The sequence below is a fragment of the Pseudomonas fluorescens genome (assembly GCF_041354075.1).
Lineage (GTDB): Bacteria > Pseudomonadota > Gammaproteobacteria > Pseudomonadales > Pseudomonadaceae > Aquipseudomonas > Aquipseudomonas fluorescens_CE.
The window spans coordinates 24,830-45,195 of the sequence record NZ_JARZGC010000028.1; the positions used below are offsets into that span (position 1 = coordinate 24,830).

A 20,366-nucleotide genomic window follows, 5' to 3' on the forward strand; every position below is an offset into this window, starting at 1 on the left:
GGCCTGGAGCCGGTGGTTCGCGCCCAGCACGGGCAAATCCAGGGTGAAGTGCGCCTGATGCAAGGCGTGATGATCGGCCTGATCCTGTTGATTGCGCTGCTTATCGACACCTTGCAACGGCGCCTGGCCCGCACCCTCACCAACCTCGCCCCAGCGCTGTCGACCTGGGCCGAGGGCGACTTCAGCCAGGACATCGAACTGGGCAAGACCAATCGCGAGCTGCATGACATCCAGGCCTCGCTCAACCGCCTGCGCGCCTACCTGGCCGACCTGGTGGGCACCATCCGCCTCAACGCCGAACAGGTCGCGGGCAGCAGTCGCACGCTGGCCGGGCTGAGCAACGACTTGCACAACGGCGCCGAGCACCAGGCGGGGGACACCGCGCTGATTCGTGACTCACTGGGCGAACTGGAAGCGACCATCCAGCAGGTCGCCGGCGATGCCAGCCAGGCCGCCGACGCCAGCCGCCATGCCGGGCTGGCGGTGGAACACGGGCAGGAAGTCATCGGCCTGAGTCTGACCGGCCTGCATGCGCTGGTGAAGGAAGTACAAGGCAATGCACAGATGATCGAACACCTGGCCGAGGAGTCCGCGACCATTGGCGGGGTCCTGACGGTGATCCGCTCGATTGCCGATCAGACCAACCTGCTGGCCCTGAACGCCGCCATCGAGGCCGCGCGTGCTGGAGAAATGGGTCGGGGGTTTGCGGTCGTCGCCGAAGAAGTCCGCTCATTGGCGCAACGCACCGCCGGCGCCACGGCCGAAATCCAGACCTTGATCGCCGGGCTGCAAACGGCGGCGCGAGAGTCGGTGGAAGGCATGCGCGCCCAGGTCGAACACGCCGAAGCCACCGCCGATCAGGCCCAGGCCGCCGACGGCGCGCTGGACAAGATAGTCGGGGCCATCCAGACCATCGCCGACACGGCGATCCGGATTGCCGACGTCACGGCGCAACAGAGTGGCGCCGTCAGCGAAATCCGTGATCACAGCGAAAGGATTCACCAACTGGGCGGGGATAACCTGCTGCGCATTGGTCAGGGCCGTGAGCAAGGCGAACATTTGCTGGTGCTCGGCGAACGCCTGGATACCGCCGTCCAGGCCTTCCGCGTCTGACCTCGCTGCATGGCAGCGAGTGACCGCGCAGGGCGCCTCAGTCACAAATCTCGCGCAAACATCGGCCATCGTGTTGCCTATTGCATAGAACTGGACAGTCACAAAGGCTTTGCGGCATAGTCGCCGGGTTCTGACAACTGCATTTGGATAACAAGGATCAGCAGATGGCGACCCTATTGGTTCTGCACGGCCCCAACCTGAACCTGCTCGGCACCCGCGAACCGGGCACCTATGGTGCCACGACACTGGCGCAGATCAACCAGGACCTGGAGCAACGCGCCCGTGCCGCCGGCCATCACCTGCTGCACCTGCAAAGCAACGCCGAGTACGAATTGATCGACCGAATCCATGCTGCCCGCAGCGAAGGCGTGGACTTCATTCTGATCAACCCAGCAGCTTTTACACACACAAGTGTCGCATTACGTGACGCGCTGCTGGCGGTGAGCATCCCATTCATCGAAGTGCATTTGTCCAACGTGCACAAACGCGAACCTTTCCGCCATCACTCTTACTTCTCCGACGTAGCGGTGGGAGTGATCTGCGGCCTTGGCGCCAGCGGTTACCGACTGGCCCTGGAGGCCGCTCTAGAGCAGCTTGAACAACAAGCTATACGCCCCTGACCGACCCTTGGGAGTTGATGATTCATGGATATCCGTAAAGTTAAGAAACTGATCGAATTGCTGGAAGAGTCCGGCATCGACGAGCTCGAGATCAAGGAAGGCGAAGAGTCCGTACGCATCAGCCGTAACAGCAAGACTCCAGCCCAGCAGTACTACGCTCCGGCGCCAATGCCTGCTCCGGTTGCCGCGCCTGCCGCTGCTCCGGCTGCCGCTGCCGCCCCGGCTGCTGCCGCTGCACCGGTACTGAACGGCACCGTTGCCCGTTCGCCGATGGTCGGCACTTTCTATCGCAAGTCTTCGCCAACCTCGCCAGCTTTCGTTGAAGTGGGCCAGACCGTGAAGAAAGGCGACACCCTGTGCATCGTCGAAGCCATGAAGATGATGAACCACATCGAAGCTGAAACCAGCGGTGTGATCGAGTCCATCCTTGTCGAAGACGGCCAGCCGGTTGAGTACGACCAACCGCTGTTCACCATCGTTTGAACCGCGGAGAAACTTTGATGACTGCGAAGTTGGAAAAAGTTCTGATCGCCAACCGCGGTGAGATCGCACTGCGGATTCTGCGTGCCTGCAAAGAGATGGGCATCAAGACCGTCGCCGTTTACTCCAAGGCTGACAAAGAGCTGATGCACCTGGGTCTGGCAGACGAGTCCGTCTGCATCGGCCCGGCTTCGGCCGCCCACTCTTACCTGCACATTCCGGCAATCATCGCCGCCGCTGAAGTGACCGGCGCTACCGCCATTCACCCAGGCTACGGTTTCCTTGCGGAAAACGCTGATTTCGCTGAGCAGGTCGAGAACTCCGGCTTCGCCTTCATTGGTCCGAAAGCCGAAACCATTCGCCTGATGGGCGACAAGGTATCGGCCAAGCACGCCATGATCGCTGCCGGCGTTCCAACCGTTCCGGGTTCCGACGGTCCATTGCCTGAAGACGAAGAAACCGCCCTGCGCATTGGTCGCGAAGTCGGTTACCCGGTGATCATCAAGGCCGCTGGCGGTGGTGGTGGTCGCGGCATGCGCGTGGTGCACAAGGAAGAAGACCTGATCGCCTCGGCGAAACTGACCCGCTCCGAAGCGGGCGCAGCGTTCGGCAACCCGATGGTCTATCTGGAAAAATTCCTGACCAACCCGCGCCACGTGGAAGTTCAGGTCCTGTCCGATGGTCAGGGCAACGCCGTGCACCTGGGCGACCGTGACTGCTCGCTGCAGCGCCGCCACCAGAAAGTTCTCGAAGAAGCGCCGGCACCGGGCATCGACGAGAAGGCTCGCCAGGAAGTCTTCGCCCGCTGCGTCAAGGCGTGCATCGACATCGGTTACCGTGGCGCCGGCACGTTCGAGTTCCTGTACGAAAACGGCCGTTTCTACTTCATCGAGATGAACACTCGTGTCCAGGTAGAGCACCCGGTTTCGGAAATGGTCACCGGCATCGACATCGTCAAGGAGATGCTCAGCATCGCCGCCGGCAACAAGCTGTCGTTCACCCAGGATGACGTGGTCATCCGTGGTCACGCGCTGGAATGCCGGATCAACGCCGAAGACCCGAAAACCTTCATGCCGAGCCCGGGCACGGTCAAGCATTTCCATGCACCAGGCGGCAACGGCGTTCGCGTCGACTCGCACCTGTACAGCGGTTATGCCGTTCCGCCGAACTACGATTCGTTGATCGGCAAGCTGATCACCTACGGCGCAACCCGTGACGAAGCCATGGCGCGCATGCGCAATGCGCTGGACGAAATCGTGGTCGACGGGATCAAGACCAACATCCCGCTGCACCGTGATCTGGTCCGTGACGAAGGCTTCTGCAAGGGTGGGATCAACATCCACTACCTGGAACACAAGCTGGCTGGCGAGAAGCACTAAGCTTTTCACCCGCAATGACAAGGCCGCCTTCGGGCGGCTTTGTTGTTTCCAGCATCCACAAAGCTCGCTCCCACAGAGGGACGTGACTCCCACAAAGCCTCCACTCTCGCGTAAACTTGCGCGCTTCTCGCAGGCCGCTAGGCTGCAATCAATATTTTTCGAAGGTGCCCGCCATGCCTTGGCTGCAAGTCCGTCTCGCCATCAGCCCAGAACAAGCCGAAACCTACGAAGACGCTTTCCTCGAAGTCGGCGCCGTCTCGGTGACCTTCATGGACGCCGAGGATCAACCGATCTTCGAGCCGGAACTCAATACCACACCGCTGTGGTCGCACACGCACTTGCTGGCCCTGTTCGAAGGCGGCACCGAAGCGGCGGCCGTATTGGCCCACCTCGAGTTGCTGACCGGCAGCCCGCTGCCCGAACACCACAGCGAAGTCATCGAGGACCAGGACTGGGAACGCAGCTGGATGGATGGTTTCCAGCCCATGCGTTTCGGTCAGCGCCTGTGGATCGTGCCGAGCTGGCACGCCGCCCCCGAACCCGAGGCGGTGAACCTGTTGCTCGACCCAGGCCTCGCCTTCGGCACCGGCACCCACCCGACCACCGCGCTGTGTCTGGAATGGCTGGACGGCCAGGACCTGAAAGGATGCAACGTGCTGGACTTCGGTTGCGGCTCGGGCATCCTGGCCATCGCCGCCCTGCTGCTGGGTGCGAAGGAAGCCGTCGGCACCGACATCGACGTCCAGGCCCTGGAAGCTTCCCGCGACAACGCCGGTCGCAACAACATTGCCGATGCCCTGTTCCCGCTGTACCTGCCGCAAGACCTGCCGCCGGTTCAGGCCGACGTGCTGGTGGCCAACATTCTGGCCGGCCCGCTGGTAGCCCTGGCGCCGCAACTGTCCAGCCTGGTCAAGTCGGGCGGTCGCCTGGCGCTCTCAGGGATTCTTGCCGAGCAGGGCGAAGAAGTGGCGGCTGCCTATGCTCAGGACTTCGACCTCGACCCGATCGCCAATCGTGACGGCTGGGTGCGCATCACTGGCCGTCGGCGCTAGAATGGACGCCTGCATACTCCGGATCGCCGCATGACCGACAGCTTCGTCACTCAGTGCCCGCATTGCCAAACCAGCTTCCGCGTCAGCCATGCTCAATTGAGCGTGGCCCGGGGCGTGGTTCGTTGCGGCTCGTGCCTGCAGGTGTTCAACGCCGCCAAGCAGTTGCTGGAGCAGGCCGGCAAGGAGGCGGTGACGCCTGCGGTCTCGCCACTGACCGAGACGACGGCACCCGAACCGCGAGCCATCAGTCAAAAGCAGTGGACCGCCGCTGATCTCGACCTCGACACCCTGGACCTGGACGAAGAACTGGCCCGGCTCGAACAACGGGAAATCCAGCCGACGACCGAATTCGGTCGCCAGCGCGAAGACAGCCTGAGCGCCCGCCGCGACAGCGCCGAAGCGGACGAAGAGCCATGGTCCGACAGCCTGTTCAGCGAGTCACCGGCCGAACGCGCCGAAGCTGCGGAGATCATCGAACCAACGATCACCCCGGAACCGGACATCGAGCCCGGCAAACCCTCGCGCACCGAACCCTCACTCTCCCTGGAGCCCGAGGAGCTCGACGAGGAACCGCAACCTGCGCAATTGCGCCTGAACGATCCGCTCGACGCCCCGCTGCATCACGAACGTCTCTCGGCCACCGATGACGAACCGGATGACAACCTGCCGTCCATCGCACCCCTGCGCAAACGCCACGAAGCGCCGACGCGGGCCGAGATCCTGCGGGATCTGGACGACGATCCATTGCAGCTCGACTGGCAAAAACGTCGCTCGCCCTGGGGCCGACGGTTTCTCTGGATGCTGCTGATCCTGCTCGGCGCCGGCGCACTGGTCGGCCAGTACATCGCCTATCACTTCGATGAGCTTGCTCGCCAGGATCAATACCGGCCCTGGTTCCAGCAGTTGTGTCCGCAAATCGGCTGCACGGTGCCGTCCAAGGTCGATATCGCGAAAATCAAGAGCAGCAACCTGGTGGTGCGCAGCCATCCGGATTTCAATGGCGCCCTGGTGGTCGACGCGATCATCTACAACCGCGCCCCGTTCTCCCAGCCCTTCCCGTTGCTGGAACTGCGCTTTGCCGACCTCAACGGACACTTGATCGCCAGTCGTCGCTTCAAGCCCGGCGAGTACCTCAACGGCGACCTCGAAGGCATGGCAGAAATGCCTCCGCAAACGCCGATCCACATCGCCCTGGACATTCTCGACCCAGGCGCAAAAGCCGTGAACTACAGCCTGAGCTTCCATTCTCCCGAGTGAAACGCTTCAGCGATCAGGGTTTGACGGCACATTTCTGACAGGCACCGCTCACACCAAACTGCTGGCGATAACAGAATAACTGTTCAGATTTTGTTCAATTCAGCCTTTATCCGGTCATCGAGAGCGGGTATCATGCCAACCCTTTTTCGAACTCTCATGATCCGGCCCCACAACAGGGAAGTCCTATGTCGGCGGTACGCATCGGCCCATACACACTGCATAACGGTTTGATTCTCGCCCCGATGGCGGGCGTCACCGATCAGCCCTTTCGTCAGCTGTGCAAGCGACTGGGCGCAGGGCTAGTAGTCTCGGAAATGGTCACCAGCGACATGAGTTTGTGGAACACCCGCAAATCGCGCATGCGCATGATCCACGAAGGTGATCCCGAGCCCCGCTCGGTGCAGATCGCCGGTGGGGATGCACAGATGCTGGCGGAGGCGGCCCGGGCCAACGTCGAGCTGGGCGCGCAGATTATTGACATCAACATGGGGTGTCCGGCGAAGAAAGTCTGCAACAAGGCCGCCGGTTCTGCGCTGTTGAAGGATGAGGCATTGGTGACCGAGATCCTGCAGGCCGTGGTGGCCGCAGTCGATGTGCCGGTCACGCTGAAGATTCGGACCGGCTGGGACCGGGACAACAGGAACGGTGTAACGGTAGCGAAGATTGCCGAGCAGGCAGGCATCACGGCGTTGGCGGTCCATGGCCGCACCCGGGCCGACCTGTACACAGGTTTTGCCGAGTACGACACCATTGCCGCGATCAAGCAGGCGGTATCGATGCCGGTCTTCGCCAACGGCGACATCGACTCGCCGGAGAAGGCCCGGTACGTGCTCGATGCAACCGGTGCCGATGGCTTGCTGGTAGGACGGGCTGCCCAGGGGCGGCCATGGATTTTTCGTGAGATCGACCATTACCTGCGCACCGGCGAGAAGCTCCCGGCGCTGGAACTGGTCGAGGTGGAACGCATTCTGCTAGAGCATCTGGCTGCACTGCACGTCTTCTACGGAGACGTCATGGGCGTGCGGATCGCCCGAAAGCATGTGGGCTGGTATCTCGCAACCTTGCCGGGCGCCAGGGAGTTTCGCGCCCACTTCAATCGTTTGGAAGATACGGAAGCACAATGCGCCAACGTTCGGGGCTTCTTTGCCGATCGTTATAAGAGCCTGACAGGGGACGGAGAGTGGGTGGCCGCATGACGATGATGACAGAGACTTTAGTGAGTGGAACAACGCCCGTGAGCGACAACGTGAATTTGAAACAGCACCTCAACACGCCCAGCGAAGAAGGTCAGACCCTTCGCGGCAATGTCGAGAAGGCGCTGCACAATTATTTCGCCCACCTTGAGGGCGCTGCCGTCACGGATGTGTACAACCTGGTGCTTTCCGAAGTCGAGGCGCCCCTGCTCGAGTGCGTGATGAACTACGTCAAGGGCAACCAGACCAAGGCCAGCGAGCTGCTCGGACTCAACCGGGGCACCCTGCGCAAGAAACTCAAGCAGTACGATTTGCTGTAAGCATTCAATCAAACCAGAAAGGCGCCCGCGTAAAAACGGTCGCCTTTTTTGCTGACTCCTTTGCTTTTGATGGAAATTGAAATGACCGACCAGACTACCCGCCTGCCGATCCGCCGCGCCTTGATCAGCGTCTCCGACAAGACCGGGATCCTCGAATTCGCCAAGGAGCTTGAAGCCCTGGGCGTCGAGATCCTCTCCACCGGCGGAACGTTCAAGCTGCTGCGCGACAACGGCGTTGCCGCAGTGGAAGTCGCGGATTACACCGGTTTCGCCGAGATGATGGACGGTCGGGTGAAAACCCTGCACCCGAAAATCCACGGCGGGATCCTCGGTCGTCGCGGTATCGACGACGCCATCATGAACGAGCACGGCATCAAGCCGATCGATCTGGTCGCGGTCAACCTGTACCCGTTCGAAGCCACCATCAACAAGCCGGGCTGCGACCTGCCGACCGCCATCGAGAACATCGACATCGGCGGCCCGACCATGGTCCGCTCCGCCGCCAAGAACCACAAAGACGTCGCCATCGTGGTCAATGCCAGCGATTACGCCAACGTCCTGGAAAACCTCAAGGCCGGCGGCCTGACTTACGCCCAGCGTTTCGACCTGATGCTCAAGGCGTTCGAACACACCGCCGCCTACGACGGCATGATCGCCAACTACATGGGCACCGTGAACCAGGCGGCTGAAACCCTCTCCACCGAAGGTCGCAGCGAATTCCCGCGCACGTTCAACAGCCAGTTCATCAAGGCCCAGGAAATGCGCTACGGCGAGAACCCGCACCAGAGCGCGGCGTTCTACGTGGAAGCCAAACCGGCCGAAGTCGGCATCGCCACGGCGACCCAACTGCAAGGCAAGGAACTGTCGTACAACAACGTGGCTGACACCGACGCTGCGCTGGAATGCGTGAAGAGCTTCGTCAAGCCAGCCTGCGTGATCGTCAAGCACGCCAACCCGTGCGGTGTGGCCGTGAGCCCGGACGCCGAAGGCGGCATCCGCAAGGCCTACGACCTGGCTTACGCCACCGACACCGAATCGGCGTTCGGCGGCATCATCGCCTTCAACCGCGAACTGGACGCTGAAACCGCCAAGGCCATCGTCGAGCGTCAGTTCGTCGAAGTGATCATCGCCCCAAGCGTCAGCGAAGAAGCCCGCGCCATCGTCGCCGCCAAGGCCAACGTGCGCCTGCTGGCCTGCGGCGAATGGTCGGCAGATCGCGCCGCTGCCTGGGACTACAAGCGTGTCAACGGCGGCCTGCTGGTGCAGAGCCGCGACATCGGCATGATCAGCGCCGATGACCTGAAAGTGGTGACCAAGCGTGCACCGACCGAACAGGAAATCAACGACCTGATCTTCGCCTGGAAAGTGGCCAAGTACGTCAAGTCCAACGCCATCGTCTACGCCAAGAACCGTCAGACCATCGGTGTCGGCGCAGGCCAGATGAGCCGCGTGAACTCGGCACGCATCGCCGCGATCAAGGCCGAGCATGCCGGTTTGCAGGTGGCCGGCTCGGTCATGGCTTCCGATGCCTTCTTCCCGTTCCGCGACGGCCTGGACAATGCGGCCAAGGTCGGGATTACAGCGGTGATCCAGCCGGGTGGTTCGATGCGTGATGCGGAAGTGATTGCGGCCGCCGACGAGGCTGGCATCGCCATGGTGTTCACCGGCATGCGCCACTTCCGCCACTAATCGAACAACGGCCGCACTGAAACCGGCACCTGCTGCGTTGGAGCCGACCTCGAAGATGCTCATTGCCTAGAGGCAACTCCGCTCATCGAGGCCGACTCCGCCTTGCATCTACCGGCTTCATCGCGACCTCCTACAACGTGAAGCGTTGTGGGGTCCAAAACAGAATCAGCGTCATCCGAGGTTTTTGAAATGAATGTTTTGATCATTGGCAGCGGTGGCCGTGAACACGCCCTGGCCTGGAAAGTGGCTCAGGATCCGCGCGTGCAGAAGGTTTTCGTGGCCCCGGGCAATGCCGGTACCGCCATCGAAGCCAAGTGCGAAAACGTCGCCATCGACGTGCTGGCCCTGGAACAACTGGCCGATTTCGCCGAGAAGAATGTTTCCCTGACCATCGTCGGTCCGGAAGTGCCGCTGGTCGCCGGCGTCGTCGACCTGTTCCGTTCCCGTGGCCTGGATTGCTTCGGCCCGACGGCCGGTGCCGCGCAACTGGAAGGCTCGAAAGCGTTCACCAAGGATTTCCTGGCACGCCACAAGATCCCGACCGCTGACTACCAGAATTTCACCGAGATCGAGCCGGCCCTGGCTTACCTGCGTGAAAAAGGTGCGCCGATCGTGATCAAGGCCGATGGCCTGGCCGCCGGTAAAGGCGTGATCGTGGCCATGACCCTGGCCGAAGCCGAGGACGCCGTACGCGACATGCTCGCAGGCAATGCGTTCGGCGACGCCGGTTCGCGTGTGGTCATCGAAGAATTCCTGGACGGCGAAGAAGCCAGCTTCATCGTCATGGTCGACGGCAAGAACGTCCTGCCGATGGCCACCAGCCAGGACCACAAACGCGTCGGCGACGGCGACACCGGCCCGAACACGGGCGGCATGGGCGCTTACTCCCCTGCGCCAGTGGTCACCAGCGAAGTGCACCAGCGCGTCATGGACCTGGTGATCTGGCCGACCGTGCGTGGCATGGCCGAGGAAGGCAATGTCTACACCGGTTTCCTGTACGCCGGTCTGATGATCGACAAGGCTGGTAACCCAAAAGTTATCGAATTCAACTGCCGTTTCGGCGACCCTGAGACTCAACCGGTCATGCTGCGCTTGCAGTCGAGCCTGGTTTTGCTGGTGGAAGCTGCGTTGGCACAGGCCCTGGACAAAGTCGAAGCGCAATGGGATCCACGTCCGAGCGTCGGCGTCGTGCTGGCGGCAGGCGGCTATCCTGGCGACTACGCTAAAGGTGCAGCCATCAAGGGCCTGGACGCGGCTGCGGGCCTGGAAGGGAAAGTCTTCCACGCCGGTACCGCGCTGAAGGACGGTCAAGTGGTGACGGCCGGTGGCCGGGTGCTGTGCGCGACCGCCATGGGCGCCAGTGTCGATGCTGCTCAGCAACAGGCTTACAAGCTGGCAGCGCAGATCGACTGGGAAGGCAGTTTCTATCGCAAGGACATTGGCTACCGCGCCATTGCCCGCGAGCGTGGCGAAAATCAGGAATAAGCGTTTCATTCGGTCGGGCAAGGGTTTCAGGCCCTTGCCGGACTATTCCGGCGCCGCGCATAGTTATACTCTGGCATCAACCTACGAAGGGATTTCGCCGTGCGCTGGCTCAGGATTGCCATAGGTTTCACCGTCACGCTGATGACACTGCTCTTCATGCTGTCGGCCCAGGCTGCGCAGGGCAGTGGCTGGGCGGTATTGTTCGACGAGCAGGGCGACCTGCAATTGAGCGACATCCGTTCCGCTCGCTACACCAATCAATTCAGCCCCACCGAACTTGAACGCCTCACCGCAGCCGAACCCGGCGGCGCGCTCTGGCTGCGCTTCCGGCTGGCCCCCGGCAAACACGAACAGTTGCTGCGGGTGTTCGCTCCCGACCTGTCGCGCCTCAACCTTTACGTGCTCGACGGCGACAAGCTGATCGATCAATTGAGCACCGGCTCAGAACAGCCTCAGACCGAACGGCCCTTGCCCAACAGCGACTTCATGTTGCCGTTGCCGCAAAGTGACAAAGCCCTCGATGTCTACCTGCGACTGGTGTCCGATCACCAGATGCGCCCCTACATCACCCTGCAATCGGCCATCCTGACCGCCGCCAATCAAAACCAGACGCTGATTTACGGCCTGCTCTTCGGCTGCATCGGTATGCTGATCCTGCACAACCTGATCCGCTACGCCTATTCCCGCTCGCGCAGCAGCCTGTGGCTGGCCGGCTGTGAAGCGTTGCTGATGCTCAGCGTGGCATTGCTGCTCAATCTCGCCGGGCCCTGGCTGCCGGACTGGCACGGCCTGCAAACCCCGGGCGCCTACCTCGCCCTGCTGCTGACCGCGCCCTGCGGATTGATGTTTGCCTACCGCTTTTTCGCCCCGCTCGGCCCGCATCCGCTGAACAAGCTGTTGCTGGGCGACATTCTGTTCATCTGTTTCTGCGGCTTGCTGCTGTTGTTCGTCAACACGCTGCCGCTGAACATCATCACCTACGCCATGGTCGCCCTCGCCGGCCTGACCATGCTGTTCGTCAGCGCCTGGCACTGGCAAAAAGGCTATCGTCCGGCGCGCCTGTTCGTGGCCGCCATGGTCGTGTTCAACCTCGGCACACTGATCATTCTGCCGGCCCTGATGGGGCTGACACTCATCGAACCGCACGGCCTGATCACCGCGCTGCTGGCGTTCATCGGCCTCAGCGGCCTGCTGATGAGCATCGCCTTGAGCGAGCGTCAGCGCAGCATCACCGAAGACCGGTTCAGCATCAGCCGCGACCTCGCTGCCAGCAACGCCGAAATCAACGCCAAGGCTGAATTCCTGGCGAAAATCAGCCACGAAATCCGCACCCCGATGAATGGCGTGCTGGGCATGACCGAGCTGTTGCTGGGCACCCCGCTGTCGGTCAAGCAGCGCGACTATGTGCAAACCATCCACAGCGCCGGCAACGAACTGCTGACCTTGATCAACGAGATCCTCGACATCTCCAAGCTCGAGTCCGGGCAGATCGAGCTGGACGACGTGCAGTTCGACCTCAATGCGCTGATCGAGGATTGCCTGAGCATCTTCCGCGCCAAGGCCGAACAACAAAACGTCGAACTGATCAGCTTCATCCAGCCGCAAGTGCCGCGTGTCATCAGCGGCGACCCGACACGTTTGCGCCAGACCCTGTTGAGCCTGCTGGAAAACGCCCTGAAAAAAACCGACGAAGGCGAGATCCTGATCGTCGTCGCCCTCGACGATCGCAGTGCCCGTCCACGCCTGCGCATTGCCGTGCAGGACAGCGGCGAACCGATGGACGCCGAAGAACGCGACGCGCTGATGCACGCCGAGCTGCACAGCAAGAACTTCCTGTCCGCCACCCGCCTGGGCGGCAACCTCGGACTGGTGATTGCCCGCCAGCTGATTCGTTTGATGCACGGCGAATTCGGCATCAAGAGCGGCACCAGCCAGGGCAGCACCCTGTGGCTGACCCTGCCCCTGGACCCCGACCGACTGGAACACCCGACCTCCGACCTCGACGGCCCGTTGCAGGGCGCCCGGGTGCTGGTGGTGGATGACAACGACACCTGTCGCAAGGTGTTGGTGCAACAGTGCAGCGCCTGGGGCCTGAACGTCAGTGCAGTGCCATCCGGCAAGGAAGCCCTGGCGCTGCTGCGCACCAAGGCGCACCTGCGCGACTACTTCGATGTGGTCCTGCTGGACCAGAACATGCCCGGCATGACCGGTATGCAACTGGCGGCCAAGATCAAGGAAGACCCCAGCCTCAACCACGATATCCTGCTGGTCATGCTCACCGGTATCAGCAATGCGCCGAGCAAGATCATCGCGCGCAATTCCGGAATCAAGCGCATCCTCGCCAAACCCGTAGCCGGTTATACCCTCAAGACCACCCTGGCCGATGAATTGAACCAGCGCAACAAGGGCCTCAGCGTTTCGCCGCAAGTACCCAGCAGCCCGACCCTGCCGATCAAGGTACCCAGCGATTTCCGCATTCTGGTGGCCGAAGACAACAGCATTTCGACCAAGGTCATCCGTGGCATGCTGGGCAAGCTCAACCTGCAACCGGACACCGCGAGCAACGGCGAGGAAGCCTTGCAGGCGATGAAAGCCCAGCGCTATGACCTGGTGTTGATGGATTGTGAGATGCCGATCCTCGACGGTTTCTCCGCCACTCAGCAACTGCGCGCCTGGGAAGTCAGCAACCAGCGTATTCGCACCCCGGTCGTGGCGTTGACCGCGCACATCCTCGCCGAACACAAGGAGCGGGCGCGCCAGGCCGGCATGGACGGACACATGGCCAAGCCGGTGGAGCTGTCACAGTTGCGCGAGCTGATCGAGCATTGGGTCGCCCAGCGCGAACAGCAGAACCGTGCGGCTGCGCCAACGTCCTGAGCCGACAGACTCCGCGACGCCTGATAGACTCCCCCACGACTTCCCTCGCCAGTGAGCCTGCCCCATGCTGCACGTGTTGTTCAGCGTTTACCTGAAGATGCTGGTGCTTTATAGCCCGTTCTTTGTGTTGTCCTGCTTCATCAGCCTGACTCGCGGTTACTCGCGCAAGGAGCAACACCGGCTCGCCTGGAAAGTGGCAATCGCCACCTTGGTCTCCAGTGTCCTGCTGTATTTGTTCGGTCGTGTCATTTTCAGCGTGTTCGGCATCACAGTGGATGCCTTCCGCATTGGTGCGGGCAGTGTGCTGTTCATCTCCGCCCTGGGCATGGCGCAGGGCAAGTCGGCGGTGCAGACCGACAACGTGCAGCAGGACGTCACCATCGTTCCCCTGACTATTCCGTTGACCGTCGGCCCCGGTACCATCGGTGCGCTGCTGGTGATGGGCGTCAGCCAACCGCACTGGGACGACAAACTCACCGCCATCCTCAGCATCGCCCTGGCCAGCTTCACCGTCGGCGTGGTGCTGTATCTGTCGAACCGCATCGAGCGCCTTCTCGGTGATCAGGGCTTGCAGATTGTCAGCCGGCTGATGGGGCTGTTCGTCTGTGCCCTGGCGGCGCAGATCATTTTCACCGGGGTCCGGGGCTACCTGGTGCCCTGATCTGCTCAGGCGTCACAGCCGTAAAAAGGCCTTGTTCCCGGGAACAAGGCCTTTTTCGTTTTCAGTCACTGCACCATCAGAGCTTGAGTTCGTGCACCAGGCTTTTGGCGGAGTACGACTCTATTTTTTCATGCACTCGCTCACGGTAGCGCTGGAACACCTCCGGGTCGAAGGCAAAGACACCACCACCCGGGACAATCTGCAGATCCTCGTGAAACTCGCTCCATAGAAAAAACGCCTGCTCCGTCACCCGGGTGCTGTAATGCACGCTCAACAGGCACACCACCGTTTCACCCGACGCCAGGCGCTCGCACGGCGAACATTTGAGAATGCCCTGCCCCCCTCGCGCCACATTGCCCTGGAAAAATTCCCAGGCAAAACGGTCCAGCGTCAGGGTTTTGTAGGTATCACGAAGAAGTTGCCCCAGACTGGGGTAGCCCATGCGACCGATCACCGTATGACTCATCGCCAACAGTTCCTGAATATTCGCCACCCGGACCGGCTCGGAAGCAACGAAAGCCTTCAGCTTGAAACCGGCTTTTATCAGGCGTCCCTGATAATAATCGAACCAGACCTTTTTCGAGACTAGCCCCGGGTATTTGTCATTGGCGGCCAACTCGGCATATAGCAGGCAGTCCTGTATGTCCTGGCGATCTTGCGAACTTACTTGCGGGGTAAAGGACGACAAACAACCGCCCACTACCACTGCATCAGCAATCGTTGACATTTGAATACCTCAGCACCGATTGTATCCGTCAACCCACCAACTTCGCGAACAGGTCAGCACCGAACTGATCGACATAGGCTTCGATCTCATTGCGCTTACGTTCGTATGCACGCCGATTGAAGTGTCGAAGACCAGCGGCCTGAAAGATACGAACCCCTGCCGTATTGAAAGTGAAAAACAGGAAGTTGCCACGGTAGTTCTTGCTGTAGACGTCCAGCCCGCCCATGACCATCGCCATGCCGCCCCCTGGAGCGACGATGCAGGGCACCGCCTTGAAGCTGACAAGCTGGCTGTTCTTGCTGCCCGAATCGATGATCGTGAGGGCTTTCGCGTCGCCCTTGAGCTGTTCGAAACCACTGAGCACCAGATTCAATACATTGCCGGAGCCTGCACTGATCACGGTCTTCAATACCTGAAGCAGCGCTTCGTTCATGGTCAGCGTCAGCGCTTTGGATTCATACTGCTTGCGGGTGAAGCTCTCCATGGGCCAGCCCGCAGCGGCCAGGCATTCGTTGTATTTTTCGTAGCGCTTTTCCTGGGAAGTGTCGGCAGGCATGCGGCTGACCACGGCTTCGGCGAATGCCTGGCTGTCGAGGGCACACTGGCGGTCTTCGGCGCTGAGGCGTTGTTCGAAGACAACCAGGGATGGGCCGACAACCGAAGCATCGGGCGACGGATCGTCGCGCCCGGCAGCGTCCTTCATCGTCCCGGTGGAGCGCCTGACCCGACGCGGCGAAGCCACCTTGGCCAGTTCCGCTTCAATACTTTCAAAGAAGGCATCTTGCGCTGCCGTGCTGAAAGTAGGTTCTACGGCATTATTATCCAATGCGTTATTCATGTTTTAGTCCTTCGGCCAGTTGATAACCGCTCCATGCGGCAACTGCAAACTAAAACAGGCACAACAAACATTCAATTCAATAATAAAGTGCAACTTATACCATTAATTACCGACACACTAACGCCGCTCTAACTTTACTGAAACAAGGATACTTTCAAACATTAAAGCGGCTCCGAGGGAGCCGCTTTAATCAACTGCCGGGCTTGGCGCCGTACCAGCGCGGGGTATACACCCAGACACCGCCGTCCGGACGAGGAAAAGTGCAGGTCGTCGAAGAACCGACCAGCACCATGGTGCGCATGTCCACCTGATCAGGCGTCAATTGCCCGAGCGTCGTCACGCGCAAGGTCTGGCCGGGACGACCGATGTCGCGGCCCAGGACCACGGGCGTCTGGGGATCGCGGTGCTGCGCGACGATCTCCAGCGCACGCCCCAGTTGCCAGGGGCGCGAGCGGGAAATCGGGTTGTAGAACGCCAACGCCAGGTCGGCCTGTGCCGCCAGGTCCAGGCGTTTCTCGATGATGGCCCAGGGTTTGAGGTTGTCCGACAGCGACATGACGCAGAAGTCATGCCCCAGCGGTGCCCCGGCCTGCGCGGCCGTTGCCAGGGAGGCGGACACCCCTGGCAGCATTTCCAGTTCAACGCTGTGCCACGCAAGGTCGGTGGACTCATGCAACGCCTCGAGCACCGCCGCCGCCATGGCGAACACCCCCGGATCGCCCGAGGACACCACCACCACCGAGCGCCCCTGCGCTGCCAGCTCGAAGGCGTGACGGGCACGCTGCATTTCTTCGCGGTTGTCGGTGCAATGCAACACTTGGTCGGCGCGGAACGGGCCGGCCATGCGCACGTAGGTTTCATAGCCCAGCACATCATTCGCCCGTGCCAGCTCGGCCTTGACCGCCGGGACCATCAACTCGGCAGCCCCAGGGCCCAGACCGATCACCGCCAGACGTCCACGCGGCCGGCCAATCGACAGTGGCTGCAGCGGATGTTCGGCGACGGCAATGGCGATGGCATCATCACCAACGATCGACACGGGCTGATCGACCGCGTTGCGCGCCCGTTCAGCGAGCGCTGCGCTGTCGCTGACAAAGCGCAGCGGCACACCCAGTTCACGTGCGGCGTCGCGCAACGACGGGTCGGCCATGTCGCGATCGGCCGCCAGCAGCAGCGCCACCGACTGCACGGCGATTTTCGCCTGGTGCAGCGCCTCGCGGATCACCTGAGGCAGGTTGGCCACCCCGGCACTGACCGCCACCAGCACGTTGCGCGGATAGATCAGTAATTCGTTGGCTGCAGGCGTGCGCTCGGCATGGCCGACATGCACGGCCAGCCGCGCTGCGGGATCCTGCGGTAACTGCGCGTCGGCCAGCCACGGGGCCGAGCCTTCGATGCGCACGGTTTCACCGGCGAGTAAATCGGAAACGAAACGCTTGCCCAGCTCCAGATCACCGAGCGCGAAACCAGTGGGCGGGTTGAGCAGGCAGGTGCCGAAACGCAGCTCGCCACTGGTGGTGATCGCAGCCGGCACCTGCAACGCAGCGCCGATTTCCCGCGCCAGCACGTTCACCCCGCCCAGGCCACCGAGCAACGGCACCACCGCGCTGCCGTCTTCGGCAACGGCCAGCACCGGCGGCTCGACGCCCTTTTCCAGCAGCAAGGGTGCGAGGGTGCGGATCACGATGCCGGCCGCGCACAGGGCGATGATCGGTGTGTCCAGTTGATAGAGTTCGCGCAGGGTCGCGCCGAATTCGCGGTAGACACGATCCGCACCCTCCACGCGTTCGGCCAGCCCATGGATCAGGGCGCCGGGGTACAGCTGTTGGATTCTGCGCGCGGTGGCGAGGCTGCCATTGCCGAGAATGACAATCGCCGGAGCTGGACGGGTCATCAGCCTTGCCACCTTTCACCCGGGACGATGATCAGCGAGAAATAAGGCGAAGACATCGGCTCGACCTCCGCCAGCGGCACGATCTTCTGGTTGGCCATGGTTGCGCGCTCGACGTAGAGCGCACGTTCGGCCAGCCCGAGCTCCTCCAGTACCTGGCGAACCTTGGGCAGGTTGCGCCCCAGTTTCATGATCACCGCCGCGTCAGCGTCGGCCAAACGTCGCTTGAGGTCCTCGTGCGGCAACACACCGGACAGCACCGACAGGCTCTGGTTGCGGTACACCAGCGGCGCACCGAGTACCGACGCGCCGCCGAGCATCGAGCAGACGCCCGGCACCACTTCGGCTTCATAACGTTCGGCCAGACGATCGTGCAGGTACATGTAGGAGCCGTAGAAGAACGGATCACCCTCGCAGATCACCGCCACATCCCGGCCGGCATCCAGATGCGCGGCGAGTTCTTCGCTGGCCGCATCGTAGAAGTCGCTGATGACCTGTTCATACGACAGCGGTGCGGGCAGGGCCTCGGTCGTCACCGGATACACCAGCGGCAACAAGGTCTGCGCGGTTTGCAGGTGCGCCTCGATGATGCCGAACGCGTTGCCCTTCTTGCCCTTGGCGACGAAGTACGCCACCACCGGTGATTCGCGCAGCAGCCGCAGGGCCTTGACGGTAATCAGCTCCGGATCACCCGGCCCGACACCCAGGCCGATCAAACGTCCAGGTTGCTGCATCATTCGATCTCCGTGGCGAGGGCATTGACTGCAGCGGCGGCCATGGCGCTACCGCCCAGACGACCCTGCATGATCACGAACGGCACGCCACGGCTGTCTGCCGCCAGCGCTGCCTTGGACTCGGCAGCACCGACGAAGCCCACCGGGAAACCCAGGATCAGCGCCGGTTTCGGGGCGCCGGCGTCGAGCATTTCCAACAGGTAGAACAGGGCAGTCGGCGCGTTGCCGATCACCACGACACTGCCTTCCAGGTGCGGGCGCCACAATTCCAGGGCGGCGGCCGAGCGGGTGTTGCCCAGCTCACGGGCGAGTTCGGGAACGCTGTCGTCGCGCAGGGTGCAGATCACCTGATTATTGGCCGGCAGGCGTGCGCGGGTGATGCCCTCGGACACCATGCGCGCATCGCACAGGATCGGCGCACCGGCCGCCAGCGCATCGCGCCCGGCCTTGCCCGCGCCCGCAGAGAACTGCAAGCCGTCGATCGCATCGACCATGCCGCAGGCATGAATCACGCGGACCGCGAGCTTTTCCAGGTCGGCTGGAATGCGCGCGAGGTTGGCCTCGGCGCGAATGATCGCGAAGGAGTTGCGATAGATCTCCTGACCGTCGCGAATGTAATCAAGCATCAAGCGGGCTCCGTGAGCGGGCGACGAGCAAGGCGTCGACCGCTTCAATAGTAAGGTTGCGTGCGTGCAGGGCGCCGAAACCCGGCTGCCCCGCTTCGCGAAAATAGAGGTCGTAATGACCGGGGGTCACGGCCAGCAAGGTCACCGGGGCGACATGCGCGGCGGCGCAGGAACGCGGGCAACCGCTCAGGTGCACGTTCACTGCGTCACCGTGACGCTGCAACAGCGCCGCCAGTTGCCGGGCGTCGCCCTTGGTGTCGGCCAGGCCCCGGCCACAGCCCTCCGACCCGGTGCAGGCGATCAACTGCGACAAGGCCTGATCGGCGTCGCACAACAGTCCCAACTGCTGCAGACGGCGCAGGACTTGATCGGCGTGCTCGCGGGGCACATTGGGCAACAGCAGGCTTTGCCACGGCGTGAATCGCAGCGTGGCATCACCGTATTCGCGCGCCAGTTGCGCGGCACCGCGCAGCATTGCGCCATCGAGCCGGCCCAGGGGTGGCACGCCGCCGACATAGACGTGTTGCGCCTGCGTCTGCGCGTGCGCGCCCATGTGCAGACCCGTATTATGGACCGGGCGCTGCCAGCCCGTGACCGGCTGAAGGGGCAGGCGCTCGGCCAGTCGCGCCACAAACGTGGCGGCCGGCATTTCGGCCAGCAAATGGCGCATGCGAGTCTGCTCGGGGCGCGCCAGTTCGAGGAACAACTCCAGCACGGCGACCACCAGGTCGTGGCCCTCGTCCAGCGCCACCGACCCGGCCGGCATGTCCGTGGGACAACCCGCCAGGCCGAACGCCAGCCGGCACTCGCCCGCGTGCGTGTAGGCCGAGAGCCACAGGTCGTTGGGGTGCTCCAGCATCGCCAGCGCCTCACCGCCATCCAGCTGCAGGGCGAACTTGGGGCTCAGATCGTGAAAGGGCTCGTGGCGCTGGACGGTGTCCAGGATCCGCTCAGCCAGGGCGCGGGTATCGAACAGCATGTGCCGGTCGATGCCGGCACTCGGGCTGAGCATCAGGTTGCGCACGTCGTCGCCCGCCGCGTTATGCGGGCCGAGACCGGCCGCCAGCAGGCGCTCGATCAACGCCGCCTGTTCCGCGCCTATCCCGCGTATCTGCAGGTTGGCGCGGTTGGTCGCCTCGATCGCACCGCTGGCAAAGTCCTCGGCTGCACGGGCCACCGCATCGGCCTGGGCGCTGCTGATCGAGCCGCCGGTCAACTTGATGCGGCAGATACCGCCGTCCAGCGCCGGGACGATGCGTAACAGCCCCGGACAGGCCGAGGGGCGTACTGCGGTGGACATCGGACGTTCGTTCAAGGGCATGACCCGTACAGGTGGCGAGGCGCTTCGCGGGCAAAGCGGGCGGTATTATGCCTGCTTTGCCCACGGGTATGAAAAGCCTGTCGGACGACCAGAGCACTCGGGG

At 62.4% G+C, this 20,366-nt stretch carries 18 protein-coding genes; 12 read left to right on the top strand and 6 right to left on the bottom strand.

Annotated elements, in window-relative coordinates:
* Positions 1-69: 69 nt before the first annotated feature.
* The 12 genes from QIW53_RS24805 (at position 70) to QIW53_RS24860 (ending at position 14,126) form a co-directional block, all read left to right on the top strand.
* Entirely contained in the window at positions 70-1,113 is a 1,044-nt protein-coding gene (locus QIW53_RS24805; RefSeq protein ID WP_371052222.1) for a methyl-accepting chemotaxis protein, read from the top strand.
* A gap of 164 nt (positions 1,114-1,277) precedes the next feature.
* Positions 1,278-1,733 (top strand): type II 3-dehydroquinate dehydratase, encoded by a 456-nt coding sequence (gene aroQ / locus QIW53_RS24810; RefSeq protein WP_371052193.1) that lies wholly within the window; start codon positions 1,278-1,280, stop codon positions 1,731-1,733.
* 24 nt (positions 1,734-1,757) lie between these two features.
* Positions 1,758-2,216: an acetyl-CoA carboxylase biotin carboxyl carrier protein gene (accB, locus tag QIW53_RS24815; protein ID WP_371052194.1), complete on the top strand. Its 459-nt coding sequence runs from the start codon at positions 1,758-1,760 to the stop codon at positions 2,214-2,216.
* 17 nt (positions 2,217-2,233) lie between these two features.
* Positions 2,234-3,592, top strand: coding sequence for an acetyl-CoA carboxylase biotin carboxylase subunit (gene accC, locus QIW53_RS24820; protein ID WP_371052195.1), 1,359 nt, complete (start codon positions 2,234-2,236; stop codon positions 3,590-3,592).
* 173 nt (positions 3,593-3,765) lie between these two features.
* Entirely contained in the window at positions 3,766-4,644 is an 879-nt protein-coding gene (gene prmA, locus QIW53_RS24825; RefSeq protein ID WP_371052197.1) for a 50S ribosomal protein L11 methyltransferase, read from the top strand.
* Positions 4,645-4,674: 30 nt separating this feature from the next.
* Positions 4,675-5,901, top strand: coding sequence for a DUF3426 domain-containing protein (locus QIW53_RS24830; RefSeq protein ID WP_371052198.1), 1,227 nt, complete (start codon positions 4,675-4,677; stop codon positions 5,899-5,901).
* 185 nt (positions 5,902-6,086) lie between these two features.
* Complete coding sequence (gene dusB / locus QIW53_RS24835) at positions 6,087-7,097, top strand: tRNA dihydrouridine synthase DusB (protein ID WP_371052199.1); 1,011 nt, start codon at positions 6,087-6,089, stop codon at positions 7,095-7,097.
* Positions 7,094-7,414 (top strand): DNA-binding transcriptional regulator Fis, encoded by a 321-nt coding sequence (gene fis / locus QIW53_RS24840; protein ID WP_030128251.1) that lies wholly within the window; start codon positions 7,094-7,096, stop codon positions 7,412-7,414. Before dusB ends, fis begins: the two co-directional genes overlap by 4 nt.
* An 81-nt stretch (positions 7,415-7,495) precedes the next feature.
* Positions 7,496-9,103 carry a bifunctional phosphoribosylaminoimidazolecarboxamide formyltransferase/IMP cyclohydrolase gene (purH, locus tag QIW53_RS24845; protein WP_371052200.1) on the top strand — a complete coding sequence of 536 codons (1,608 nt, stop codon included), beginning with the start codon at positions 7,496-7,498 and terminating at the stop codon, positions 9,101-9,103.
* 189 nt (positions 9,104-9,292) lie between these two features.
* Positions 9,293-10,588, top strand: coding sequence for a phosphoribosylamine--glycine ligase (gene purD / locus QIW53_RS24850; protein WP_371052201.1), 1,296 nt, complete (start codon positions 9,293-9,295; stop codon positions 10,586-10,588).
* A gap of 99 nt (positions 10,589-10,687) precedes the next feature.
* Positions 10,688-13,465 carry a hybrid sensor histidine kinase/response regulator gene (locus QIW53_RS24855; RefSeq protein WP_371052202.1) on the top strand — a complete coding sequence of 926 codons (2,778 nt, stop codon included), beginning with the start codon at positions 10,688-10,690 and terminating at the stop codon, positions 13,463-13,465.
* A 64-nt stretch (positions 13,466-13,529) separates the two neighbouring features.
* The gene (locus tag QIW53_RS24860) at positions 13,530-14,126 is read left to right on the top strand and encodes a MarC family protein (protein ID WP_192307788.1); all 597 of its coding nucleotides are present in this window, start codon (positions 13,530-13,532) and stop codon (positions 14,124-14,126) included.
* 76 nt (positions 14,127-14,202) lie between these two features.
* Here QIW53_RS24860 and QIW53_RS24865 read toward each other — a convergent pair whose 3' ends face one another.
* From QIW53_RS24865 to cobG, 6 genes are all read right to left on the bottom strand, one after another.
* Positions 14,203-14,853 carry a hypothetical protein gene (locus tag QIW53_RS24865; protein WP_371052203.1) on the bottom strand — a complete coding sequence of 217 codons (651 nt, stop codon included), beginning with the start codon at positions 14,851-14,853 and terminating at the stop codon, positions 14,203-14,205.
* Positions 14,854-14,881: 28 nt separating this feature from the next.
* Positions 14,882-15,691: a hypothetical protein gene (locus QIW53_RS24870; RefSeq protein WP_371052204.1), complete on the bottom strand. Its 810-nt coding sequence runs from the start codon at positions 15,689-15,691 to the stop codon at positions 14,882-14,884.
* Between the two features lie 190 nt (positions 15,692-15,881).
* Complete coding sequence (gene cobJ / locus QIW53_RS24875) at positions 15,882-17,585, bottom strand: precorrin-3B C(17)-methyltransferase (protein ID WP_371052205.1); 1,704 nt, start codon at positions 17,583-17,585, stop codon at positions 15,882-15,884.
* The gene (locus QIW53_RS24880) at positions 17,585-18,316 is read right to left on the bottom strand and encodes a precorrin-2 C(20)-methyltransferase (RefSeq protein ID WP_371052223.1); all 732 of its coding nucleotides are present in this window, start codon (positions 18,314-18,316) and stop codon (positions 17,585-17,587) included. Before QIW53_RS24880 ends, cobJ begins: the two co-directional genes overlap by 1 nt.
* Positions 18,316-18,942 carry a precorrin-8X methylmutase gene (locus QIW53_RS24885; protein WP_371052206.1) on the bottom strand — a complete coding sequence of 209 codons (627 nt, stop codon included), beginning with the start codon at positions 18,940-18,942 and terminating at the stop codon, positions 18,316-18,318. Before QIW53_RS24885 ends, QIW53_RS24880 begins: the two co-directional genes overlap by 1 nt.
* Positions 18,935-20,242 carry a precorrin-3B synthase gene (gene cobG / locus QIW53_RS24890; RefSeq protein ID WP_371052207.1) on the bottom strand — a complete coding sequence of 436 codons (1,308 nt, stop codon included), beginning with the start codon at positions 20,240-20,242 and terminating at the stop codon, positions 18,935-18,937. Before cobG ends, QIW53_RS24885 begins: the two co-directional genes overlap by 8 nt.
* Between the last annotated feature and the right edge of the window lie 124 nt (positions 20,243-20,366).